The sequence below is a fragment of the Paenisporosarcina sp. genome (assembly GCF_057785155.1).
In genome coordinates, this window is the sequence record NZ_JBYNRN010000012.1 from 193,634 (window position 1) to 214,695 (window position 21,062).

Sequence of the window (21,062 nt, forward strand, 5' to 3'; positions counted from 1 at the left end):
ACTTGACTTCATATTGGAAGTTCCGATACAATTGGTTCAATTAAATATCGATGCTTTGATTGGGAAGAGTAAAATCACGTCGTTATCATTAGAGAGGAAACATTTGGTGAAAGTTTCCGTTAGCGCGTATTTGAATGTCGCCCAGGAGCAGTATCTGTGAACGAACTTGAGTAGCAGATGCCGGTTTAAAACCGTTAAGAATCTTGAGAGCGTGATGATGTTTTTTTGTCATCTGCGAATAAAGGTGGTACCGCGAACAACTCCTTCGTCCTTTTTGTGACGATAGGAGTTTTTTTATTTCCCAAAAATAAGGAGGAACTGAAAATGACTGAACAAAAACCTCAATTATCAACAAAGTACGATCCAAAGTCCATTGAACAAGGACGCTATGAATGGTGGCTAAATGGTAAGTTTTTTGAAGCTCAACCAAACAGTGATAAAGAACCTTATACGATTGTTATTCCACCACCAAACGTTACGGGTAAACTTCACTTAGGTCATGCATGGGATACAACTTTGCAAGACATCTTAATTCGTATGAAACGCATGCAAGGATATGATGCATTATGGTTACCAGGGATGGATCATGCAGGGATTGCAACTCAAGCAAAAGTAGAAGAAAAGCTTCGCTCAGAAGGCAAATCTCGCTACGATCTAGGTCGTGAAGATTTTGTAAAAGAAACGTGGAAGTGGAAGGAAGAATATGCAACCCATATTCGTGCGCAATGGTCAAAACTTGGTTTAGGTCTAGATTATTCGCGTGAACGTTTTACTCTAGACGATGGTCTTTCAAATGCGGTTAAAGAAGTATTTGTGAAGCTGTACAACAAAGGTCTAATCTACCGCGGTGAACGAATTATTAACTGGGATCCCGCGACTAAAACAGCCTTATCCGATATCGAAGTAATTCACCAAGATGTACAGGGTGCTTTCTATCATATGCGTTACCCACTAACAGATGGTACTGGTCATATTGAAGTTGCTACAACTAGACCTGAAACGATGCTAGGGGATACGGCTGTAGCGGTTCATCCTGAAGATGATCGTTACAAGCACTTAATCGGTAAAACGGTAACACTACCGATTATTGGACGTGAAATACCAATTGTTGCAGATGATTATGTGGATAAAGATTTTGGTAGCGGTGCGGTTAAAATTACACCAGCACATGATCCAAATGACTTTGAAATCGGGAATCGCCACAATTTAGAACGTGTTTTAGTTATGAATGAAGATGGAACAATGAACAAAAATGCGGCTCAATACGAAGGGCAAGATCGCTTTGCATGCCGTAAACAAATTGTTGCAGATTTACAAGAAGCGGGCACTTTATTCAAAATCGAAGAACATGCTCATTCAGTTGGACATTCAGAACGCAGTGGTGCAGTAGTTGAGCCATATCTATCCACACAATGGTTTGTTAATATGCAACCTCTTGCCGATGCAGCAATTCAATTACAACAAGGCGAAGATAAAGTTCAGTTCGTACCTGAGCGATTTGAAAATACGTATATGCGTTGGATGGAAAACATTCGTGATTGGTGTATTTCGCGTCAATTATGGTGGGGACATCGTATTCCGGCTTGGTATCATAACGAAACAGGCGAAATTTATGTGGGACATGAAGCACCTGCAGATGCTGAAAACTGGAAGCAAGATGAAGATGTATTAGATACATGGTTCTCTTCAGCTTTATGGCCGTTTTCGACAATGGGATGGCCGGATGAAGAAAATGCTGAATTTAAACGATATTACCCAACGGATGTTTTAGTAACTGGTTATGACATTATTTTCTTCTGGGTTTCTCGTATGATTTTCCAAGGAATCGAATTCACTGAACAACGTCCATTTGACGATGTTTTAATTCACGGATTAGTTCGTGCGGAAGACGGACGTAAAATGTCGAAATCACTTGGAAACGGTGTAGATCCAATGGATGTTATCGATCAATATGGAGCGGATGCACTTCGATACTTCTTATCAACCGGTTCGTCACCAGGACAAGATTTACGTTTCTCTATTGAAAAAGTAGAGTCCGTTTGGAACTTTGCCAATAAAATATGGAATGCATCACGCTTTGCGATGATGAATATGGAAGGCATGAAGTTCGAAGATATCGATTTATCTGGAGATAAATCAGTTGCAGATGCATGGATTTTGACTCGTTTAAATGAAACAATCGATCAAGTAACGAAGCTTGCTGAAAAATACGAGTTCGGTGAAGTAGGTCGCGCCTTATACAACTTCATCTGGGATGATTTCTGTGATTGGTATATTGAAATGTCGAAATTGCCATTATACGGAGAAGACGAAGAAGGGAAGAAGATGACAAGGTCAGTGCTGGCTTACGTGTTAGACAACACTATGCGTTTACTCCATCCGTTTATGCCATTCATTACAGAAGAAATTTGGCAAAGCCTACCGCACGAAGGTGAATCTATTACGATTGCCGCGTGGCCAACGGTTAATGAATCATTAACGGACAGTAAAAAAGCATCTAGTATGAAATTACTTTCTGATATTATTCGTGCAGTTCGCACAATCCGAGCAGAAGTTCAAACGCCAATGAGCAAAAAAGTTCCATTGTATATTTCAGCTAAAGATGCAGAAACATTAGTGATCTTAGAAGAAAATGCAATGTATTTAGAGAAGTTCTGTAACCCTGAGCCACTTGTATTAGGTCAAGATATTCAAGCACCTGGTCAATCTATGTCGAGTGTCGTTTCAGGAGCTGAACTATTCTTGCCATTAGAAGGTTTAATTGATATTGGGGCAGAGACATCTCGATTAGAAAAAGAATTAGAAAAATGGGCGAAAGAAGTCAAACTTGTTCAAGGTAAACTATCGAACGAACGATTCGTATCGAAAGCTCCTGATGCCGTAGTTGCAGAAGAACGTGCAAAAGAACAAGATTATCTTGAAAAGTATGCAACAGTTGAAAAACGATTGGCTGAGCTTAAAAATCTATAATTTTAGTGAATGTCCCAAACTTTTGTGTTTGGGGCATTTTTATATAGACATGTAATAAAACTGAATTTCATTTACGACGGACGATTTCCAGGGGGAATGTCTTTAGATGCGTTTTCTCGTCACTTTCGGTGTTTTACTCGTAAACTTTAGGGGATTACTCGTCACTTTTTCGATTTTACTCGTCAAAATGGTCTCAAGCACAAGTTACCATGGATATAATGTCCCGAAATTATTATTTGGGACATTTTTCTTTTAAGAAGTGATATCTTTTATTCGAGAGAACGTGATAGAATAAATTGAATTCTCGGAAATTCCGAGAATATTGAGATTGAGGAGTGACCAATGTGTTTATATCTGTTGATCAAGTAACTGAATACATTTATAACATGAACCAAAAAACGGAACGTAATAGTAGATTAAGTCGAATTCGATCGATTTTATCAGCATTGGGTAATCCACATGAACAGTTTCGCTCTATTCATATTGCAGGTTCTAACGGCAAAGGTTCCACTTTAAATGCTTTAAAAGAAATCCTAATGGCTGAAGGACTGAGAGTCGGAAGCTTTATTTCTCCGCATTTAGAAGTTGTCAACGAACGAATGATGATCAACAATCAAATGATTACAGATGATCAGTTAATCCAATATATGAATGATATATATCCATACCTTCAAGAAGGTCAAGTTGGAGAAGGTTCCAACTTTTTTGAAATCCTGACAGTCATTGCATTTGTCTATTATCGAGATATGGAAGTAGATATTGCCCTAATCGAAACAGGAATAGGCGGCACATTTGACTCGACAAATGTTTTAACTCCATTATTATCAATAATAACTTCGATTTCTTTAGATCATACACAAATTTTAGGCGATACAATAGAAGCTATTGCGCGTGAAAAAGCCGGAATTATTAAACCTGAAATCCCGGTAATAAGTGCAGTTAAAGATAGCCAAGCAGTACAAGTTATTGAAGAAAAAGCTAAAATCGAACAATCTCCAATTTTTCAATTATATAAAGATTTTATAATTGAAGATGTGACTCAAAATATAAAAGTTCAACACTTTACTTATCAATTAAATGATATGCAATTTAAAGAGTTAACCATAAAAATGGCAGGACATCATCAAATTGAAAATGCGTCGCTTGCAATAACGGCAGTTCTTTTGCTTAATAGCTTATATGGCTTTACTATTTCAGAAGAAAACATCCGACAAGGATTAGCAACATCAAGTTGGGCTGCGCGTTTTGAAGAAGTGTTGCCGAATGTAATCATTGATGGTGCTCACAATCCAGCGGGAATGGAAGTACTTATTAGAACTTTAAAACAACGTTACCTTACTGAAGAGATCCATGTTGTCTTTACAGCTCTAGATGATAAGGACATTAAATCGGTTCTGAACATGATCGATGAAGTGGCTACAAGCGTCATGATTACAGAGATTCATTTAAAGAATGCTGCTTCAGGAACATACATTTATGAAGCATCGAAACACCCGCACAAGGAATTAGAATTGAATTGGCAAGAAGCATTGGAAAAGACTTTGCAAAAAGTTAATGATCAAAGTGTGGTTGTTGTAACGGGATCTTTATATTTTATGTCGTTAGCACGTCCTTATTTAAAACAAAAAGCACATGTAGAAATTTTTTAATATTGTCCCTGCCTTTTAAACAAGGTGGGGTTCTTTTTAATTTAGTTGCTTAATCAAATAAATCTCAGAAAGGAAAAAATCATGATTCCTAAATTTAACGAGTATAAAGAACGCTGGGAAGTGGAGGGCAGAAATACAATTGAACCTGGATTAGATCGAATGATTGAGGCACTTGAAAAAGTAGGGGACCCTCATAAGCATTTAAATATTATTCACGTGGCTGGAACGAATGGCAAAGGTTCTACGATTGCGATGATGGAAGCGATGTTATCTCTGCATGGGTTGAAGACAGCCTGTTTTTATTCCCCGTGTTTCTTTGATGTCCATGATCAAATCCAATTAAACGGTCGTTATATTTCCGAAACTCAATTAGATCTTTTATTTAAAAAAGTGAAGCAAGCTGGTTTAAGTGGTTTTTTAACAGATTTCGAACTCTTAACCGTTTTAGCTTTTATGGCATTTGAGGAATTTGAAGCTGATATTGTTTTAGTAGAAGCGGGTATGGGTGGTAGATTTGATAGTACGAATGTAGTAACTCCTCTACTATCCATTATTCCAAGTATTGCGATAGAGCATGAGCAATTCCTAGGAACAACCTTAAGTGAAGTAGCCTATCATAAAGCAGGGATTATAAAGCAAGGGGTACCTGTCATTATTGGAAATTTAGATGAAGAGTCTTTAAATGTAATGAAAGAAGAGTGTTTTGAGCAAAACGCGACTTGTTGGATTGAATCTAAAGATTTTATGTTAAAACAAGATGTTTATCTAGATTTTGAAGGAAATCAAATGGATGGAATTCATATTGGGTTGAAAGGTCAACATCAGCTTTTAAATGGAGCCATTGCAATCCGTGCAATTATTTATTTTTTAAAAATGAAAAATAAAAATGTAGATGAAACAAAAGTTCGAGATGCTCTACTAAATGTTTCATTGCAAGGTAGATTCGAAAAAATAAACAATCAACTTATTTTAGATGGTGCTCATAATCCAGCAAGTATTCGAGTTTTAGTAGACACGATTAAAAAAGAGTTTCCAAATGACCCGATTCATTTTTTTGTGGGGTTAATAAAAGGGAAAAATGCAGTAGAGATTTTGAACATTTTAGAGGAGATAGATGCAAAATTTACCTTCGTTGACTTCCCAGATGAGAGAGCGATGAGTGCGCAAAATTTGCTGAATTTAAGTAACGCTACTATTAAAAGTGTGACTAAAGACCCTATCGGAGAAATCGAAAAAATATTTTCTGAAAATAGTAAGATAATAGTAACAGGTTCCTTATATTTACTAGCAAATATAAGAAAAAAAGCTTTGAAAATGTTTACGAATATTTAGAAAACAGTAATGACAAAACTTTCAATCTTTGATACGATGAACTACGAACTAGATAAAATGTACCAATTTGAAAGGGGCTTATATGAACATATCGAAACAAGCAAAAATCAATATTTGGATATTGTGGTTTGTAACCGTCCCGATTGGTATCTATTTTTCCTATATAAATTTCGCACCATCGTCAGTCGAGTGGACATTGGTTTTAGCTTATATTGCAATAGCATTATTAACAGTTATTTTTCCATTTAAAGTGGCGGGAACTACGATTTTTTTAATACAATGGATCAATCTCGCGACATTTTTAACATATGGACTTTTTGTCGAAATGATTATTACTCAAATTGCAATCATTCCGTTGATGTATCGTATGAAATTTCAAATTGTTGATTTTCATCGTGTACTATTCAACTCGTTTATGTTTTTTGCCATTTCGTTTATTACAGGCAGCTTTGTCATGTACTTGGGTTATGAGGTAGGGAGCACGAATCTTTCAGAAATCTTGATTTATAGCTGTATTTACTTAGTAACATTAGTAATAGTAAATCATATTATTTTGCATTTTTATATAAAACTTGAAGTGAAGGATCGAAAATTCTTTGAAAAAGACGTGTTTTGGGATTACACAGGTCTTATCATTACCTTACCTTTTGGTATTACGCTGTATTTATTACAAATCCATGTTGGCCCAATCGCGTTTTTATTATTAGGACTTCCATTTTTAATGATTACACTTGTACTACGTATGTACAATAACTCAGCTTTAGTAAATGATGACTTAGGTCGTGCAAGTAAAATTGGACATGAATTAGCAGATCGATTAAGTTCCGACGCGATCATCGATTTATTCGTGAAAAATATCGGTGAAATGTTGCCTTTAGATTATCTTTATATAATTGATTTTAAAGATGATAAATTTTACGTAATGAGAGCCATTGAACGTGGTCAAGAAAAGAAGTTGGAGCATTCGCATGAAGTATTATCAAAAAGTATTCCTGGAATTGTGTTTAAGAGAGATAAATCCATATTTTTTTCGAAGAAATCCGAATGGAAAGATATTAAAGCAGAGTTTCTTCCACATAACACCGAAAGTATAATTGCTGTACCAATTAGTAGAAATCAAAAAGTAGAAGGCATTTTGATGATTGCTTCACGTAAAAAGCATGCGTTTGAATTACATCAATTGCAGATTTTAAATCTACTTTGTTCATATTTTGCCGTATCACTTGAGAAAGCTAGATTTGTGCAAGATGCTGTATCGAAGAGTGAACGTTGTGGGTTAACTAAACTTTATAATTATCGCTATTTTGATCAAGAATTAGAGAAAAAGATGAATGATTTGTTGAATGGTAACCTTCGACAGCTTTCACTTATGATGATGGACATTGACCATTTCAAGAGTATCAATGATACATACGGCCATCAAAGTGGAAATGACATTTTGTATGGGCTTGCGAGACTCATTGAGAAAGAAATTGGGGATAAAGGCATTATTGCTAGATACGGTGGGGAAGAGTTTGTGGTCTTATTGCCAAACTATTCGAAGCAGCAATCAGTGAAACTTGCGGAAGACTTGAGAGAACTAATTGAGTCGACACCATTTGAAATACGCACAGACTTAGGTGAAAAACGTGATTTAACGAAAGTGCAAATTACAACAAGTATTGGTGTATCAACTGCGCCAGAAGATTGCGATGAGGCAATGGCACTCATTCGAAACGCCGATCGAGCACTTTACATCGGAGCCAAACGAGCTGGGCGAAATCGAGTTGCTGAATATATTAAATAAATTTGGAGAAAAGACAGGGAAAATGCCTGTCTTTTCTTTCTTATTCATGAATTTAAACGGTATACTAATAGTGAAGTGAGGTGCCAAACATGACATTTGCAATAGGTTTAACAATTAGTTTTATTCTTTTAAGTTTATTTATTTATGTTCTACCTATAATTTCAAATAAAATTAGTTTAAGTGTTTTACTAATTATCACTACTCTTGCATTTGTTCTTAGTTCATTAATGGCCAATCTTTATTCACCATTAATCGGGATTGGAATTTTCCTATTATTAATAGGTTCACTATCATTATTAATTGGCAAAAAACGTATGTGGCTTGAAACTACCACAAATAAAAAAGGTTCGTCATCAAGAAGAAAAAGATTTAAGGAACTATCAGTTATCGAAGGAACTAATTTAGAGAATTTATCTTCAGTAGATGACCATATGCTTTATCACAAATCAAAAGATGATCATTTTGATGTCTCACAAAGTTCTCAAAATGTAATAGATTTGAAAGGTATGCATAGTGAAATTAATCTAGGTGAATATGAAGTTGCAGCAGCGAGGGAAGACGTCATTTATAATGATGAGCCAGATATTGTTGTTGATGAGATCAGGGAAGAAAAAATACTTTATCAATTTGACCGTGAAGACGATATAAAACAAGATAATCAAATAGTTTCTAACGATGAACTTTCTGATCAATGGATGGAAAAAAGACTTCAATCCTTATTCGATAATGAAAAAAATAGTAATGATGTGACAAAAGAAAATTCAATGGAAAACATAAGTGACTTGGATAATTCAAGATATGAAGATTTGTCAGAAGGATATTTCAATCAAAACGGGAGTGGAATAAATGGCTCAAAAGAATAGTCTTCAATTTTTCATTCTATCTCTTATAGTAGGAATTATTTTACTTGCGGGGACATTTTCTTTCACGAGCTTAACAAAAGCTGTACTAAATCCTGATTCTTTTACTCATTTTAAAGAAAATTCCTGGATTGGTCCTATTGATGTGTCTGGTTTAAATAAGGAGCAATCTTTACAACTTTTATCTAAGAAAACGAATGAGTGGAAGCAAAAAAATCAAATGGCCACCCAATTTCTATTTGAAAGCGCTAAGATGGATCCCGAAACTTTAACGTTTGACGTCCAAGGTTCTGTGAACACAGCTCTTAATGGACAAAGGAATCAGTTGCAAGTTACTTTAAATGAGAATTTATGGAATGATCATTTATTAGAATTAGGTTTTACAGGACAAGAAGATATAGTAGACTTCGTCAACTTTAAACAAGATATTTTATCTTTTGCTCACGATTTACAACCAAATAGCGGAAACTTTAATTTGACATCATACATAGATCGTAAACAAACAGGTGTAATTGAAATTGCACAAGCAACGATGCCAGTTTCAATAAGTGATGCTAGTATATCTAGTTGGATTCGAAAACATTCAACTATTATAGTAGAACCTAATAAATCCCTTTCGTTAAATGACATTTTCATTTCTGAACCTGAAGGACTTTATTCAGATGAATTCAAAACCATTTTGACTTCAACGATGTATAAGGCAGCTTTAGAAAGTCCTTTTCAGATTTTGGAAAGAAATATTAGTCAAACCAATCCTTTTAAAATTCAAGCAGGATTTGAGGCTTTTATTGATGAAAATAAAGATTTTGTAATAGTAAATGTTTATGGGTTTCCATTAACTATAGAAACTATACAATCGGGTAATCAACTAGTAGTTAAAATCAGTGGGACCGATGTAGGAATTGAAATTGACCTAGACCCACTTGAGAGAAAAGTTTTGCCTTATCGCGTTCAAATCCAAACCATTGAAAAATCTGTTCCTCAGAAAACAGATAAGGGAGTCGAAGGCGTTGAGGTAAATGTATCTCGAACCGTATTTTTGAATGGAGAGAAAAAGGCAACCTTCCATGTAGCAAACGATCTATATTTTCCTAAACACGAAATACAATATCGACATGAAGTTGGAACCTCTGAATTAACGCCTCCCGCCTCAAACGATTCGTCAACAGGAGCAGGAACTAATAATATTTCAGTTGATGGAATTCCGACTCCTACTGTACCTAGTGGAGGAAGTAGTGGAGGAACGCCCAACCCAGCACCAATTATTCCTCCAGGGGGAACTTCAACAGAATCTGATTCAGATGAAATCCTTAAAGAAGATCAAACTAAAAATACGAAATAAAAGGGAAGTGCCGAGTTGGCACTTCCCTTAATTTGTAATGTCATAATCAATGTCATTTAATATCGATTCATGAGTGACATTAACATCACTAATAATTTCAATTTCAATACCTCCATCAGAGTCTGATACTCCATAACAATTTTTATTGAAGGTATCAATATCTACAATTAATGGTAGTTTTGAGCCATTTGTATTTTGTCCTGATCGATTAGCAGTATTCAAAATAATAACTGAGCTTGTGGAGTCAATATATAACTCATCTAAAAAACTATCGTTTTTTATACAAACGGTTGATGAATTTGTAACTTTAAAAGGATCAATAGTATTACCAAATCCTTCTACAACCATATGTGTATTAGAAATAGTCATCCCTTTTTTAGTGGCATTCACAGCACCAATGCTTCGAATATTTGAATCATAAATATTAATATGTTTATTTAGATTAAGTGCCCCTGAAGAATATAAATTAATGTTAGTTGCCAACAATTGATCAATGCTAGTATCTCCATTTACAAATATTGAAACATCTTCGATGCCTTGAAAATTCTTTGCATCTAAGTTTCCATCGATAAATATAAAAGAGTCTTTAAAATCAGTATTGTTTGCGCTATTAGTCGATATATCATCTTTAAAATAAACAGTGGAATTTTCAATATCTTTAATAAATTTACTTTCACTTATGCATGTTTTATTTTTATATGTACCATTACAAGCCTCAGTAGGAAAAGGAGGAGAGAAATTAGGTGTTGGGATAGTTTTGTTGTAATCGATTTGTCCAGATCCACTGCCTGGATTTGAATTATTTATTGTCAAATCTACAAAGTTTTTAGGTAACCTAATGTTAAAGCTGTATTTCTCTTGATTAACACTATTGCTTCCTTCAATTAAAAACTTATATTGTAAATATAAATCATTAGATTCGTATTCATAAGGCGATTCTGTAAGACTGAAATTCAACTTTGGTTCTTCAATTAAAATTAATTTCACTTCATAACTAGACAAGATAGCTTTTAAATCCATTATTCCATTAAATTCTTCTTCTTTTTCTAAAGCCTCCACTTCAGCTTCAGTTTCATAAAGTTCTGGTGATTTTGCTACCTTTTCTTGAATGTTGTCTCTAACTTTGTGAATTATTCTAACATAATCCTCAAAAACTCTACTCCGATAATATTCAATTCCCATTTCTGTAATGTCAGATAGAAGAAAATCTTCATCTGTTTTTTCAACTTGTGTTTGTTGACTCAAAGTCAAGAATGACAGTGTGCCAATGAAACTAGTGATTACTAATATTAATGCCAATGTTAATAATAAAGTATAACCACTCTCACTATTTCGATTCATGATTTCTCCACCTCTTACTTTAATCTATTGAAAGTAGATTTAAGGGTTGTATTCACATTTTTATTCGTTTTACTTTTTAAAACTAATGTAATATTTAGTTGATCAGTTTTAGGGGAAATTGACTTCCCAGACACAAGTGGAAATAGATTATAGTCAATCTGAGGATTTGAAAAGACAATTTGTGAAGAATTTTTAGCTGTAATAATAATTTCATCGTTATTATAATCTATCGTATATTCAGAGGATTTCCGATGTACTTCATCAAGAGCGTTTAAAATAATATTCGCTTCTTGCTGAATTTGATTCTTTGAAATTTCAACTTCATTAGTTTGCATGGCTTGAAATAGAAATGCCCAAATAATCGTTGAAAAAATTCCGAAAATAACGAGAGTCGCAAGCAACTCGACAAGTGTTACACCTTTTTGATTAATCATTGACTATCCTCCCTATTAGTTAGGAGTTATATTTTTACTAATAAAACCATACGTCTTACTTATTATTCGAGTGTCACTATGTCCAATAGAAACTTTAAATTTATAAAGATTTCGGATTTCATTTTTTAGTGGTTCATCTCCAACAAAGGGCTGGTCTTGAACTTCAATGAGTACTTCAAAACCATTATATTTACCGTTATACGAATAAACGCCATTATCAAGAGTTCGTTCATTTGTAAATGATAGTTTGTTAGGAAAAAGATCCGATGATTCTATCTCTTGTTTCACTAAAACCCGAACTTCCTTAGCAGTTGCCGCAGCTTGTAAGTTCTCTTCTGTTGATTTATTGAAGTTAGTGATTTGTGGAAATAATGATAGAAAAGACACAATCACTATTGAAAGTAAAACGATCGAGGCTAGAACTTCGATTAACGTTAAACCTTGTTCATTCTTGATGGATTTTTGCATTTCAATCATCCTTTTAAGTTCTATGTATCTATTTACTTCATGAATCTTATATACTAGAAAGTATACTACACTTTTACCAATGGAAGGTGTGTGAGTAATTTGGAGCGTAAACGCTTAGGAGATATTTTAGTTAGTGCAAATATTATTACTGAAACGCAATTAATGGAAACTCTTGAAAAAAAGTCAGCAGATCAACGTCTTGGTGATGCGCTTTTAGAACGTGGCATTCTTACTGATCAACAACTGATCGAGGTTCTTGAATTCCAGCTTGGGATTGCTCATGTTTCGCTGAATTTATTTCCAATAGATGAAACCTTGTTGGGACTTTTAGGAGTAGACTATTGCAAAAGAAACTTTGCCTTGCCCATCGAAAAAAATGGAACTCAATTGAAAGTTGCTATGGCTGATCCATTAGACTTTGTAGCAATTGATGATATTGAATTGCGGACAGGTTTTACTGTGATGCCTGTTATATCGTCAAAAAATGATATTTTAGAATCAATTGATAAATTTTCACAAGTAAATAAAGATTTATATGTTGAAACTTCCGGTAGACTTGACGATGAAAGTCAAGAAGAAGCACCTGCCATCAGACTAACCAATCAATTATTTATGCAAGGTTTAGCACTAGGTGCAAGTGATATACATATTGATCCACTTGAAGATAAAATCCATGTCAGATATCGTGTGGATGGCTTATTGAAAACAGATCGTGTTCTCCAAGCATCCCAGTTCGCGTCACTTATTGCGCGTCTAAAAATCATGGCCAATCTAAATATTACCGAATCGAGATTACCACAAGATGGCCGAATTAGACTTACTCAAAGTGAACAAATTATTGATTTGCGTGTTTCAATTTTACCAACCGTTAATGGAGAAAAAGTCGTTATACGTATTTTAGATAAAAACAAAGCGATTAAACCAATTAATCAATTGGATTTTAATAAACGTTATTTACAAGCATTTATTAAAATGGTGGAGCAGCCTTCTGGAATGGTGTTATTGACTGGTCCAACAGGTTCAGGGAAGACAACGACTTTGTACTCCGCTCTGCAACATATTAATCGAGACACAACCAATATCATTACGATCGAAGATCCTGTTGAGTATCAGATAGAAGGAATCAATCAAGTTCAAGTTAATCCACAAATTAATTTATCTTTTGCTAGTGGCTTACGTGCGATATTAAGGCAAGATCCAAATATCATAATGGTCGGAGAAATTCGTGATGAAGAAACGGCTGAAATTGCTATTAGAGCAGCATTAACCGGACATTTTGTTATGAGTACACTGCATTCAAATGATGCGATTAGCAGTGTGCCACGTCTACTGGATATGAATATTGAGCCATACTTAGTCATATCCGCATTAAATGGCGTCATTTCTCAACGATTAGTTCGAAAGATTTGCGAAAATTGTAGGGTTGAACATGTACCATCTGCAGTAGAAAAAACGGTGTTTGACAAACGTTTTATTGGAATTGAAAAAATCTATAAAGTTTCTGGATGCAGTAAATGCTTAAATACAGGCTATAAGGGCCGAATTGCGTTACATGAAATGTTTATATTAGATGAAAAAATACGTGACCTACTATTTAATGAAGCAAGTATGTTTGACATTCAAAAAGAAGCCATGAGACAAGGTATGATTCCGCTTCTTGACGATGGGTTATTAAAGGTTAAAGCAGGTTTCACTACTTTAGAAGAAGTATTAAAAGTCGCGAAAGTGAATTAAGAAGGGAACGTTGGTATGAATGAACAACTAAGTCAATTACTTCGAGCTGCATTTGATCTTGGGACATCTGATGTGCATTTAACCGTCGGTATGCCACCTATTATGAGATTAGATGGTGAGTTGAAGCGTTTTGGACAAGATGTTTTAAAACCACAGGATATTGAAACGATGACCCGATCCATTCTGACTAATGAAATGTGGGAAAAGTTTATTGAAAAAGGGGAAATTGATTTTTCACATGGCTTACCTGGTGTTTCCCGTTTTCGTGTAAATGCTTATCATCAAAGGGATTGTATTGGTCTTGCTTTTCGAGTTATTCCAACACATATACCTACTTATGAAGAACTATCATTGCCACCAGTTCTTCGAGATATTTCAACTCGTCCCCAAGGGTTAGTTTTAGTGACTGGGCCAACTGGTTCTGGTAAATCAACGACATTGGCTTCTATGATATCGGAAATGAATAAATCGATGAAAAAACATATTATTACACTTGAAGATCCAATTGAGTATTTACATAGTCATGGAACATGTATGATTAATCAACGTGAAGTAGGTTTTGATACGAAATCATTTTCATCTGGTTTACGAGCCTCTTTAAGACAGGATCCAGATGTCATTTTAGTTGGAGAAATGCGAGATTTAGAAACCATTTCTACGGCAATTACCGCTGCTGAAACGGGGCATTTAGTTTTTGCAACCTTGCATACTACCAGTGCAGTAATGACCATTGATCGAATCATCGACGTTTTTCCGCCTAGTCAACAACCGCAAATTCGAATTCAACTTGCATCTGTTCTGCAAGCCGTTGTTTCTCAGCGATTATTCCCTAAAAAGGAAGGGAAAGGTCGTGTTGGTGCATTTGAAGTATTACTAAATGTACCGGCTGTAAAGAATTTAATCCGTACTGAGAAAATTCATCAAATTACTTCGGTTATGCAATCTAGTAGAAATATTGGAATGCGAACAATGGAATCGGAAATAGAACGTTTGGTTAAAGAAGAAAAAGTTAGTTTTGATAGTGCTAGTCCATATTTATCGGAGAAGACGATTTAATGGGATACTATGGATATGAAGGTCGAGATCGAAAAGGATTAGTGATCGCTGGTAGTATTAAAGCTACTTCAATAACCGATGCAAAACAAAAATTGACGGTTAAAGGTATTTCTACAAAGAAAATTGAAGAAAAAACCGGGATTCTTTACACGGAGATTCCTTTATTGGAAAAATCCATACCTTTTAAAGAACTCGTTATATTCATTAGACAGTTTTCTACTTTGATTAAAGCTGGAATTACGATTTTGGATGCAACATCAATCTTAAAAGATCAATCTACTTCTAAAAAAATGAAAATTGTTCTTGGGGAAATATTAGATGACTTACGGGAGGGTTACCCCTTCTCAGAAGCTGCTTCCAAACACCCGAAAGTTTTTCCAACTCTCTTTTCAAATATGTTACGTGCAGGTGAAGCGGGTGGGCAATTCGATGAAATATTAGATCGACTTGCACTGTACTATGAAAAATCTCACACGACTCGTCAAAAAGTGAGATCCGCAATGACTTATCCACTTGTCTTGTTAGCAGTTTCGATATTGGTCATTGTCTTTATGATTGGATTCATTGTTCCTCGATTTGCAGGAATGTTTTCTTCATTTGGAGCAGAACTTCCTTGGTCAACTCAATTACTTTTGTCATTAAGTTCAGTTGTAACAACCTATTGGTGGATATTTATACTTGTTATCACAATTTTAATATTCGCCTATCAAACGGTTAAAAATAAATCTACTGTCCGTTATAAAATTGACTCTTTAATATTGAAAATTCCTGTGTTTGGTCCTCTCATGAAAAAAGCAATTCTCGCGAGAATGACACGAACACTTAGTACGCTATATGAATCGAGTGTTCCAGTAACGCAAGCACTTGATATAGTTGAAAAAGTAGTAGGAAACTCCGTAATTGAAAAGTTATTGAGAGAAGCAAGTGTAAGTGTGCAAGAAGGGAATTCAATTGCCAAACCATTTGTAGGACATTGGGCAGTACCACCATTTGTTTCTCAAATGATGATTTTAGGAGAAAAGTCAGGTACTCTTGATTTTATGTTAGATAAAGTCGCCGATTTTTATGAACAAGAAGTCGATCAAAGTGCAGAACAATTGAAAACATTGTTAGAGCCTATGCTCATCTTGTTTATAGCAGTCGTAATTGGAGGAGTTGTGGCGTCTATCATGATACCGATGTTCTCGATTTTATCGGAAGTTCAATAATTTTATAACTTTAGACATATTTCGACTTGAAATAATTGTTTACCAACCGATAATATAGGTAATAGGAAGAATGATGGACGCAAGGACAAATTACCTGTATGTGGGCACTTGGGTAATTTTGAGCAAATAGTGCACCCACCCATTGAAAACATTTAGGGGAGAGATTTAGATGAGAAAATGGTTAAAGCACTTAAAAAATCAAAAAGGGTTAACGCTAATTGAACTATTAGCAGTAGTCGTAATCCTAGGAATTATTGCAGCAATCGCTGTACCGGCAATTGGGAATATTATTGATAATTCTAAAGATGATGCACACAAATCTAATGCATTGTTGATAATAAACTCAGCGAAACTTGGAATTGTTAGTGGAGAAGTAACTTCTTCAATGCTTACTGATAACTTAATTACTTTAGATGAATTAGTTACAGCAGGAGTTTTAGATGGTCTACCTGCAGATCCTTCAGTTGATGGAACAACATATAGTAAAGGTTCATCGTTTGTCAAATACATTCCTGCAAATGCTAGCACTCCAGCAGCGTACAAAATAACATTAAAAAGTAATAGTGGTACTTTATATTATAAAGCTGATATAACAGAAACCGAAATAAATGCTGGAGCAGACCCAACTCCATAACTATCTGATATAAATAGCCCTTTGCTTTTAAGCAGGGGGCTATTATTATAGTTAATACATACATATACATAGAATTAGAGGTGACGAAGATTGTCGACATATTGGGGAAATCATGCAGCAGTGTTTATTACATTTACGAAACGATATATCCGTATTTTAGTCGGCAATCGGAAACACCAATATACGCATGCGATTCAACGTATTATTGAAGATGGTTGGATTGACAAAAGTGAAATCATTCAAGATGAACAATTGGTTCGTGCTTTAACTTCGGTTGTAAAACAATATAAATTGGCAGGATTAAAAACATATGTCTCCTTTTCCTCACATGAATTATTACTTCGTTCAACAAAATTGCCACTGAGTGTTCCGATTGAAGAGTTAAAAGGCAGTTTATATATGGCGCTTGGTGAATCATTCCAACTTCCTTTCCAAGATCCTATTATTGAAATCGTTGGTACTGCAGAAGTTGATGGTAAAAGAGAGGTTCGTGCATTAGCTGTTCCGGAAGAAGGCATCAATAAAATGGTGGCCATACTTAAGCAATCAAAACTACGACCAGTTGTTATGGATGTTCCATTTTTAAACCTCTATCGTTTATTTCAGGAACAATTTCATTTAACTGAAGAACAGAATATATTATTAATTCATGCGGAGTTAGATGGAGTTCAGTTAAGTATGTTCCACAATCATGAACCGGTTTATGTTCGAACCTTTACGTTAGTTCCACCAACTGAATATACGGCTTTTGAATCAAGAACAGGTTTTCAATACATAGAAGTCCCAAAAGAAGATGTCGTATTTACCGAACATATGAATATGATGAAAAAAGAAATTGAACGATTACAGTCATTTTATCAATTCAATTTACAACAAGGTAAACAAAAAATCGACACGATTTGTTTAGCAGGCGATCATCCTCATTTAGGTGAGTTAAAAGAAAGTTATGCAGATTCAGAAGACATCAATGCTTTTCTCTTACATGAACAATCTTGGGGAACGAAGACAGGGTATAAGATTCCAGACTCATTTGCAGAATTAGTTGGCCTTTCTTGGAAGTAAAAGGGGTATTACATATGCGACATGTCGATATCAATCTCATACAAACTAAAAATAGACCGAAAGAATGGCTTTTTATCTCGGTTTTTTTAGTGATTCTTCTATTTTGTTTATTTGCCTGGATATGGTCGATTTATCATGAAAAACACCAACAAGTTGAGAACTTAGAGAATTTAATTGCATCGCAAGTTTCAATTCCGGTTGCAACGGAAGAGGATCCTAGGGTGGTTGAATTTGATCGTTATGAATCCGCAGTAGAATGGGCATCAACTCAGCCGTATTCTAAAATTGCAATACTAGTAGAGTTATCAAAAAAACTACCAGTTCGTGGTTATTTCACCTCTTATGTATTCATTGATGATTCAATTGAGTTAGAGGTTCAATTTGATAGTCATGCTGAAGCAGCTTTCTATTTAACTTCAATTCAACAATCCCCATTCATAAATGAAGCCAGAATTTTATCTGTTACTAAAGATACACTTGCTCAAGAAAATGCTGTTAATGAAGAAACATTTGTTCAACCTAGGACCATTGCAGTGTATTCAATTTTGTTAAATCAAGATGCATTGAAAGACCTTGATTCCGAACAGGAGGGGTCTCCATGATTGTATTTGAACGAAAACATTGGCAAGTGATCATAGGTGTGTTTAGTGCATTATTTATTTTAGGAGTTTTATTTTATTTTTTATTAGTAAGACCAACAAATGAGCGTATTGAGCTTTTAAAGACACAAAGTCTAAAATCTGAAGTTAGTGAACCAGTGAATGAAGAACCTGTTTCCATTTCAGAGAGTGAAATTGCAATTTTGACCCAAAAAGTGCCGATTACTAGAGAAGAAGAATCCATTATATTAGACTTGGAAAAATCGGCTTTAGCCTCTGACACATTATTAGACTCAATTGTATTTCAGTATGATGGCTTGATAAATGAACAATTCACGGAAGTTGAAATTGAAGATGGTTCACCATCTGAAACAGATACAGAATTGGTTATTAGCGATGACGCAATTCAACAAACGCAACCTGTTCCACCTCCTCCTGATTTAAAAACAATTGTTGTTGAGCTTGAAATCCAATCAAAAGATTATGAAAGTATGTTGCTGTTTCTAGAAGAAATGGAAAAGCTAAATAGAATTTATACCATTGAAACGTTTGCGTTTACAGGATTTAGTGAAGGAGAAGAGAGAGTAGGTCCAATGGAAGATTTATTTAACTATTCCATTCAACTTGTGACGTATTATGCTCCTGATATCAATTTACCGATAAAGATGGATAATCCTGCGTCTTCAGAAGAAGCGGAGAAGATTAATCCTTTACAAGATGTTACAGAAGTAAAAGAAACGATTAGTTCCTTAGAAGGTAGTAGCATATCTTCAAGTGAACAAAGTATCTCCGAGATAACTGAACAGGAAGTAGTTTTAGATCCTCCTTCTGAGGTCTCTGAACAACCTGCAGCTTTACAACAACCTGCTGAAAAAAGTCATGTTGTTAAAAGTGGGGAAACCTTATTTTCAATTTCAATGGATTATTACGGCAATCGAAATGGCGAAACCATTATCATGAAAGCGAATAATAAAAAAGTGAATACCGTATTTGTCGGAGAAGTTTTACGAATCCCTTCCTATTAATGAATTGAGGTTTTTTATGATAATCACAATTTCCATATTCTTTTTCTTATATGGATTACTATTTGGTTCCTTTTTTAATGTTGTCGGTTTAAGGATTCCAAAAAAACAGTCAATTGTTAGTCCTCCTTCAACATGTTCGAATTGTAAAAGGAGATTAACAATTTTAGATTTGGTTCCCGTATTTTCTTATATTTTTCTAAAGGGAAAATGTCGTAGTTGTGGACAAAAAATTCAATGGATCTACCCGGTGATGGAATTATGTACAGGAATTCTATTTTCCATTGCCTATCTAAAACTAGGATTCTCTAAAGAACTAATCGTTGCTCTCCTTTTCATTTCCATGTTAGTCATCATCACTGTTTCAGATTTAGCTTATATGTTAATTCCTGATAAGGTATTAATTTTCTTTGGCGTTCTATTAATATTTTCAAGAATACTTTCACCACTCACTCAATGGTGGGATAGTGTGGTTGGTGCCTTTATAGGATTTGGTATTTTATTATTAATTGCCATTTTGTCGAAAGGTGGTATGGGTGGAGGAGACATAAAACTGTTCCTTGTGATTGGCTGGGTGCTCGGAATGATTCCAACCTTACTGACCTTATTTGTGGCTGCTTTTGTTGGGATGATTGCTGGATTTATTCAATTGAAAATAAAAAAGGCGGATAAGAAAACGCCAGTACCTTTTGGACCTTCTATTGCAGCAGCGTCACTGATAGTTTATTTTTATGGAGATATCATACTCGAATGGTATACAAATTTGTTTATATAAGACGAAAACTTTTTTTGACGAGACGACATGAGTCTCGTCTTTTTTTATGGGCGACGTGATAGGGTGGAGAAAAATGAGGTGACCATATGCGGATTTCTAGAACATTTTCAAAGTTTTCTTACACACTAGCACTTCTCCACGGTTTTTTAATTGGAGCTGTATCCATCGGTTTGTTTGCACTTTTAATTCAGTGGCAAGATATTCGAAAGGTGGATACACCAGAATTAGTCACGCCTGTAGAAGAAAAAGAAGAAGTTGAACCTGTTGTTGCACCAACGGATGATAAAACCGTATTTCCCTTTTACGCAAAACAGTATGGTGTCTTTTCAACGGCTGAAGCAGCGGCAAACTTGATGCAGACTAATCCTTCTTTAGCATCTTCAGCTGTTATTTTAGCAGAGGATAAATATTATGTATGGTCAGCGGTAAGTGTAGTAGAAGCTGAAGTGAAAAATGCAGAAAGCAAAGATTCTTTTGTTAAGCCTTTTCAATTATCAGCATCTGGTTGTACGGAAGATCATCTAAAAAATATACCTCTTTTGCTTAGCGAAACAGATCGGGCAAAATTTTATTTTGAAGGAGTAGAGGCGAGCGTTAAGATTCCTGAAGACTGGAAGTCGAATATTGCAGCAATATCTAAGCTTTCAAAGGAAATTAATGTTGTTCGTGCACAGCTATTATCTCATTACGGAACGCAAAATGAATGTCTCAAAATTGAGTTTTAATACCTAAAAAACTGTGGTTTTTAAGTTATCTCCATTTACGATTAATTTTCATTTCCTGTGTGATT

At 34.9% G+C, this 21,062-nt stretch carries 18 protein-coding genes, 1 riboswitch and 1 other annotated feature; of the genes, 15 read left to right on the forward strand and 3 right to left on the reverse strand.

What is annotated here, in order from left to right; translation table 11 throughout:
* Positions 1 to 46: 46 nt before the first annotated feature.
* Positions 47 to 276: a binding site (T-box leader), on the forward strand.
* Positions 277 to 324: 48 nt separating this feature from the next.
* The 6 genes from AC3EA5_RS04200 to AC3EA5_RS04225 all read left to right on the forward strand — a co-directional run bounded on the left by AC3EA5_RS04200 (position 325) and on the right by AC3EA5_RS04225 (position 9,939).
* Positions 325 to 2,970 carry a valine--tRNA ligase gene (locus AC3EA5_RS04200; RefSeq protein WP_488607199.1) on the forward strand — a complete coding sequence of 882 codons (2,646 nt, stop codon included), beginning with the start codon at positions 325 to 327 and terminating at the stop codon, positions 2,968 to 2,970.
* A gap of 344 nt (positions 2,971 to 3,314) precedes the next feature.
* Positions 3,315 to 4,619: a bifunctional folylpolyglutamate synthase/dihydrofolate synthase gene (locus AC3EA5_RS04205; protein WP_488607200.1), complete on the forward strand. Its 1,305-nt coding sequence runs from the start codon at positions 3,315 to 3,317 to the stop codon at positions 4,617 to 4,619.
* Positions 4,620 to 4,700: 81 nt separating this feature from the next.
* On the forward strand, positions 4,701 to 5,951 hold the full coding sequence (locus AC3EA5_RS04210; RefSeq protein ID WP_488607201.1) for a bifunctional folylpolyglutamate synthase/dihydrofolate synthase: 1,251 nt from the start codon (positions 4,701 to 4,703) through the stop codon (positions 5,949 to 5,951).
* An 82-nt stretch (positions 5,952 to 6,033) separates the two neighbouring features.
* A complete protein-coding gene (locus AC3EA5_RS04215) occupies positions 6,034 to 7,737 on the forward strand; it encodes a sensor domain-containing diguanylate cyclase (RefSeq protein WP_488607202.1) in 1,704 nt (567 codons plus the stop codon).
* Between the two features lie 89 nt (positions 7,738 to 7,826).
* Positions 7,827 to 8,600 carry a hypothetical protein gene (locus tag AC3EA5_RS04220; RefSeq protein WP_488607203.1) on the forward strand — a complete coding sequence of 258 codons (774 nt, stop codon included), beginning with the start codon at positions 7,827 to 7,829 and terminating at the stop codon, positions 8,598 to 8,600.
* Positions 8,584 to 9,939 (forward strand): hypothetical protein, encoded by a 1,356-nt coding sequence (locus AC3EA5_RS04225; protein WP_488607204.1) that lies wholly within the window; start codon positions 8,584 to 8,586, stop codon positions 9,937 to 9,939. The genes AC3EA5_RS04220 and AC3EA5_RS04225 overlap by 17 nt, the downstream gene beginning before the upstream one ends.
* A 27-nt stretch (positions 9,940 to 9,966) precedes the next feature.
* Here AC3EA5_RS04225 and AC3EA5_RS04230 read toward each other — a convergent pair whose 3' ends face one another.
* The 3 genes from AC3EA5_RS04230 to AC3EA5_RS04240 are packed head-to-tail and all read right to left on the reverse strand — an operon-like array spanning position 9,967 to position 12,182.
* Positions 9,967 to 11,280, reverse strand: a complete 1,314-nt coding sequence (locus tag AC3EA5_RS04230) for a hypothetical protein (RefSeq protein WP_488607205.1) — start codon at positions 11,278 to 11,280, stop codon at positions 9,967 to 9,969.
* Between the two features lie 14 nt (positions 11,281 to 11,294).
* Positions 11,295 to 11,714 (reverse strand): type II secretion system protein, encoded by a 420-nt coding sequence (locus AC3EA5_RS04235; protein ID WP_488607206.1) that lies wholly within the window; start codon positions 11,712 to 11,714, stop codon positions 11,295 to 11,297.
* A gap of 15 nt (positions 11,715 to 11,729) precedes the next feature.
* Entirely contained in the window at positions 11,730 to 12,182 is a 453-nt protein-coding gene (locus AC3EA5_RS04240; RefSeq protein ID WP_488607207.1) for a type IV pilus modification PilV family protein, read from the reverse strand.
* 90 nt (positions 12,183 to 12,272) lie between these two features.
* Here AC3EA5_RS04240 and AC3EA5_RS04245 point away from each other — a divergent pair, with 90 nt between their 5' ends.
* From AC3EA5_RS04245 to AC3EA5_RS04285, 9 genes are all read left to right on the forward strand, one after another.
* On the forward strand, positions 12,273 to 13,916 hold the full coding sequence (locus AC3EA5_RS04245; RefSeq protein ID WP_488607208.1) for a GspE/PulE family protein: 1,644 nt from the start codon (positions 12,273 to 12,275) through the stop codon (positions 13,914 to 13,916).
* Positions 13,917 to 13,931: 15 nt separating this feature from the next.
* Complete coding sequence (locus AC3EA5_RS04250) at positions 13,932 to 14,972, forward strand: type IV pilus twitching motility protein PilT (RefSeq protein ID WP_488607209.1); 1,041 nt, start codon at positions 13,932 to 13,934, stop codon at positions 14,970 to 14,972.
* Positions 14,972 to 16,180, forward strand: coding sequence for a type II secretion system F family protein (locus tag AC3EA5_RS04255; protein ID WP_488607210.1), 1,209 nt, complete (start codon positions 14,972 to 14,974; stop codon positions 16,178 to 16,180). The genes AC3EA5_RS04250 and AC3EA5_RS04255 overlap by 1 nt, the downstream gene beginning before the upstream one ends.
* Positions 16,181 to 16,246: 66 nt before the next feature.
* Positions 16,247 to 16,330, forward strand: a riboswitch (cyclic di-GMP riboswitch).
* Between the two features lie 19 nt (positions 16,331 to 16,349).
* The gene (locus tag AC3EA5_RS04260) at positions 16,350 to 16,814 is read left to right on the forward strand and encodes a type II secretion system protein (protein ID WP_488607211.1); all 465 of its coding nucleotides are present in this window, start codon (positions 16,350 to 16,352) and stop codon (positions 16,812 to 16,814) included.
* A 90-nt stretch (positions 16,815 to 16,904) separates the two neighbouring features.
* Positions 16,905 to 17,876, forward strand: a complete 972-nt coding sequence (gene pilM / locus AC3EA5_RS04265) for a type IV pilus biogenesis protein PilM (protein WP_488607212.1) — start codon at positions 16,905 to 16,907, stop codon at positions 17,874 to 17,876.
* A 14-nt stretch (positions 17,877 to 17,890) separates the two neighbouring features.
* Entirely contained in the window at positions 17,891 to 18,478 is a 588-nt protein-coding gene (locus AC3EA5_RS04270; protein WP_488607213.1) for a PilN domain-containing protein, read from the forward strand.
* Entirely contained in the window at positions 18,475 to 19,500 is a 1,026-nt protein-coding gene (locus AC3EA5_RS04275; RefSeq protein WP_488607214.1) for a LysM peptidoglycan-binding domain-containing protein, read from the forward strand. Before AC3EA5_RS04270 ends, AC3EA5_RS04275 begins: the two co-directional genes overlap by 4 nt.
* 16 nt (positions 19,501 to 19,516) lie before the next feature.
* The gene (locus tag AC3EA5_RS04280) at positions 19,517 to 20,272 is read left to right on the forward strand and encodes a prepilin peptidase (RefSeq protein WP_488607215.1); all 756 of its coding nucleotides are present in this window, start codon (positions 19,517 to 19,519) and stop codon (positions 20,270 to 20,272) included.
* An 86-nt stretch (positions 20,273 to 20,358) separates the two neighbouring features.
* Entirely contained in the window at positions 20,359 to 20,997 is a 639-nt protein-coding gene (locus AC3EA5_RS04285; protein WP_488607216.1) for a hypothetical protein, read from the forward strand.
* The last annotated feature ends 65 nt before the right edge of the window (positions 20,998 to 21,062 follow it).

Excerpts from the sequence above, each read along its gene's own strand:
- AC3EA5_RS04200 (WP_488607199.1), top strand. The coding sequence starts at position 325 with ATGACTGAACAAAAACCTCAATTATCAACAAAGTACGATCCAAAGTCC.
- AC3EA5_RS04210 (WP_488607201.1), top strand. The coding sequence starts at position 4,701 with ATGATTCCTAAATTTAACGAGTATAAAGAACGCTGGGAAGTGGAGGGC.
- AC3EA5_RS04215 (WP_488607202.1), top strand. The coding sequence starts at position 6,034 with ATGAACATATCGAAACAAGCAAAAATCAATATTTGGATATTGTGGTTT.
- AC3EA5_RS04220 (WP_488607203.1), top strand. The coding sequence starts at position 7,827 with ATGACATTTGCAATAGGTTTAACAATTAGTTTTATTCTTTTAAGTTTA.
- AC3EA5_RS04225 (WP_488607204.1), top strand. The coding sequence starts at position 8,584 with ATGGCTCAAAAGAATAGTCTTCAATTTTTCATTCTATCTCTTATAGTA.
- AC3EA5_RS04230 (WP_488607205.1), bottom strand. The coding sequence starts at position 11,280 with ATGAATCGAAATAGTGAGAGTGGTTATACTTTATTATTAACATTGGCA.
- AC3EA5_RS04235 (WP_488607206.1), bottom strand. The coding sequence starts at position 11,714 with ATGATTAATCAAAAAGGTGTAACACTTGTCGAGTTGCTTGCGACTCTC.
- AC3EA5_RS04240 (WP_488607207.1), bottom strand. The coding sequence starts at position 12,182 with ATGCAAAAATCCATCAAGAATGAACAAGGTTTAACGTTAATCGAAGTT.
- AC3EA5_RS04250 (WP_488607209.1), top strand. The coding sequence starts at position 13,932 with ATGAATGAACAACTAAGTCAATTACTTCGAGCTGCATTTGATCTTGGG.
- AC3EA5_RS04255 (WP_488607210.1), top strand. The coding sequence starts at position 14,972 with ATGGGATACTATGGATATGAAGGTCGAGATCGAAAAGGATTAGTGATC.
- AC3EA5_RS04260 (WP_488607211.1), top strand. The coding sequence starts at position 16,350 with ATGAGAAAATGGTTAAAGCACTTAAAAAATCAAAAAGGGTTAACGCTA.
- AC3EA5_RS04270 (WP_488607213.1), top strand. The coding sequence starts at position 17,891 with ATGCGACATGTCGATATCAATCTCATACAAACTAAAAATAGACCGAAA.
- AC3EA5_RS04275 (WP_488607214.1), top strand. The coding sequence starts at position 18,475 with ATGATTGTATTTGAACGAAAACATTGGCAAGTGATCATAGGTGTGTTT.
- AC3EA5_RS04280 (WP_488607215.1), top strand. The coding sequence starts at position 19,517 with ATGATAATCACAATTTCCATATTCTTTTTCTTATATGGATTACTATTT.
- AC3EA5_RS04285 (WP_488607216.1), top strand. The coding sequence starts at position 20,359 with ATGCGGATTTCTAGAACATTTTCAAAGTTTTCTTACACACTAGCACTT.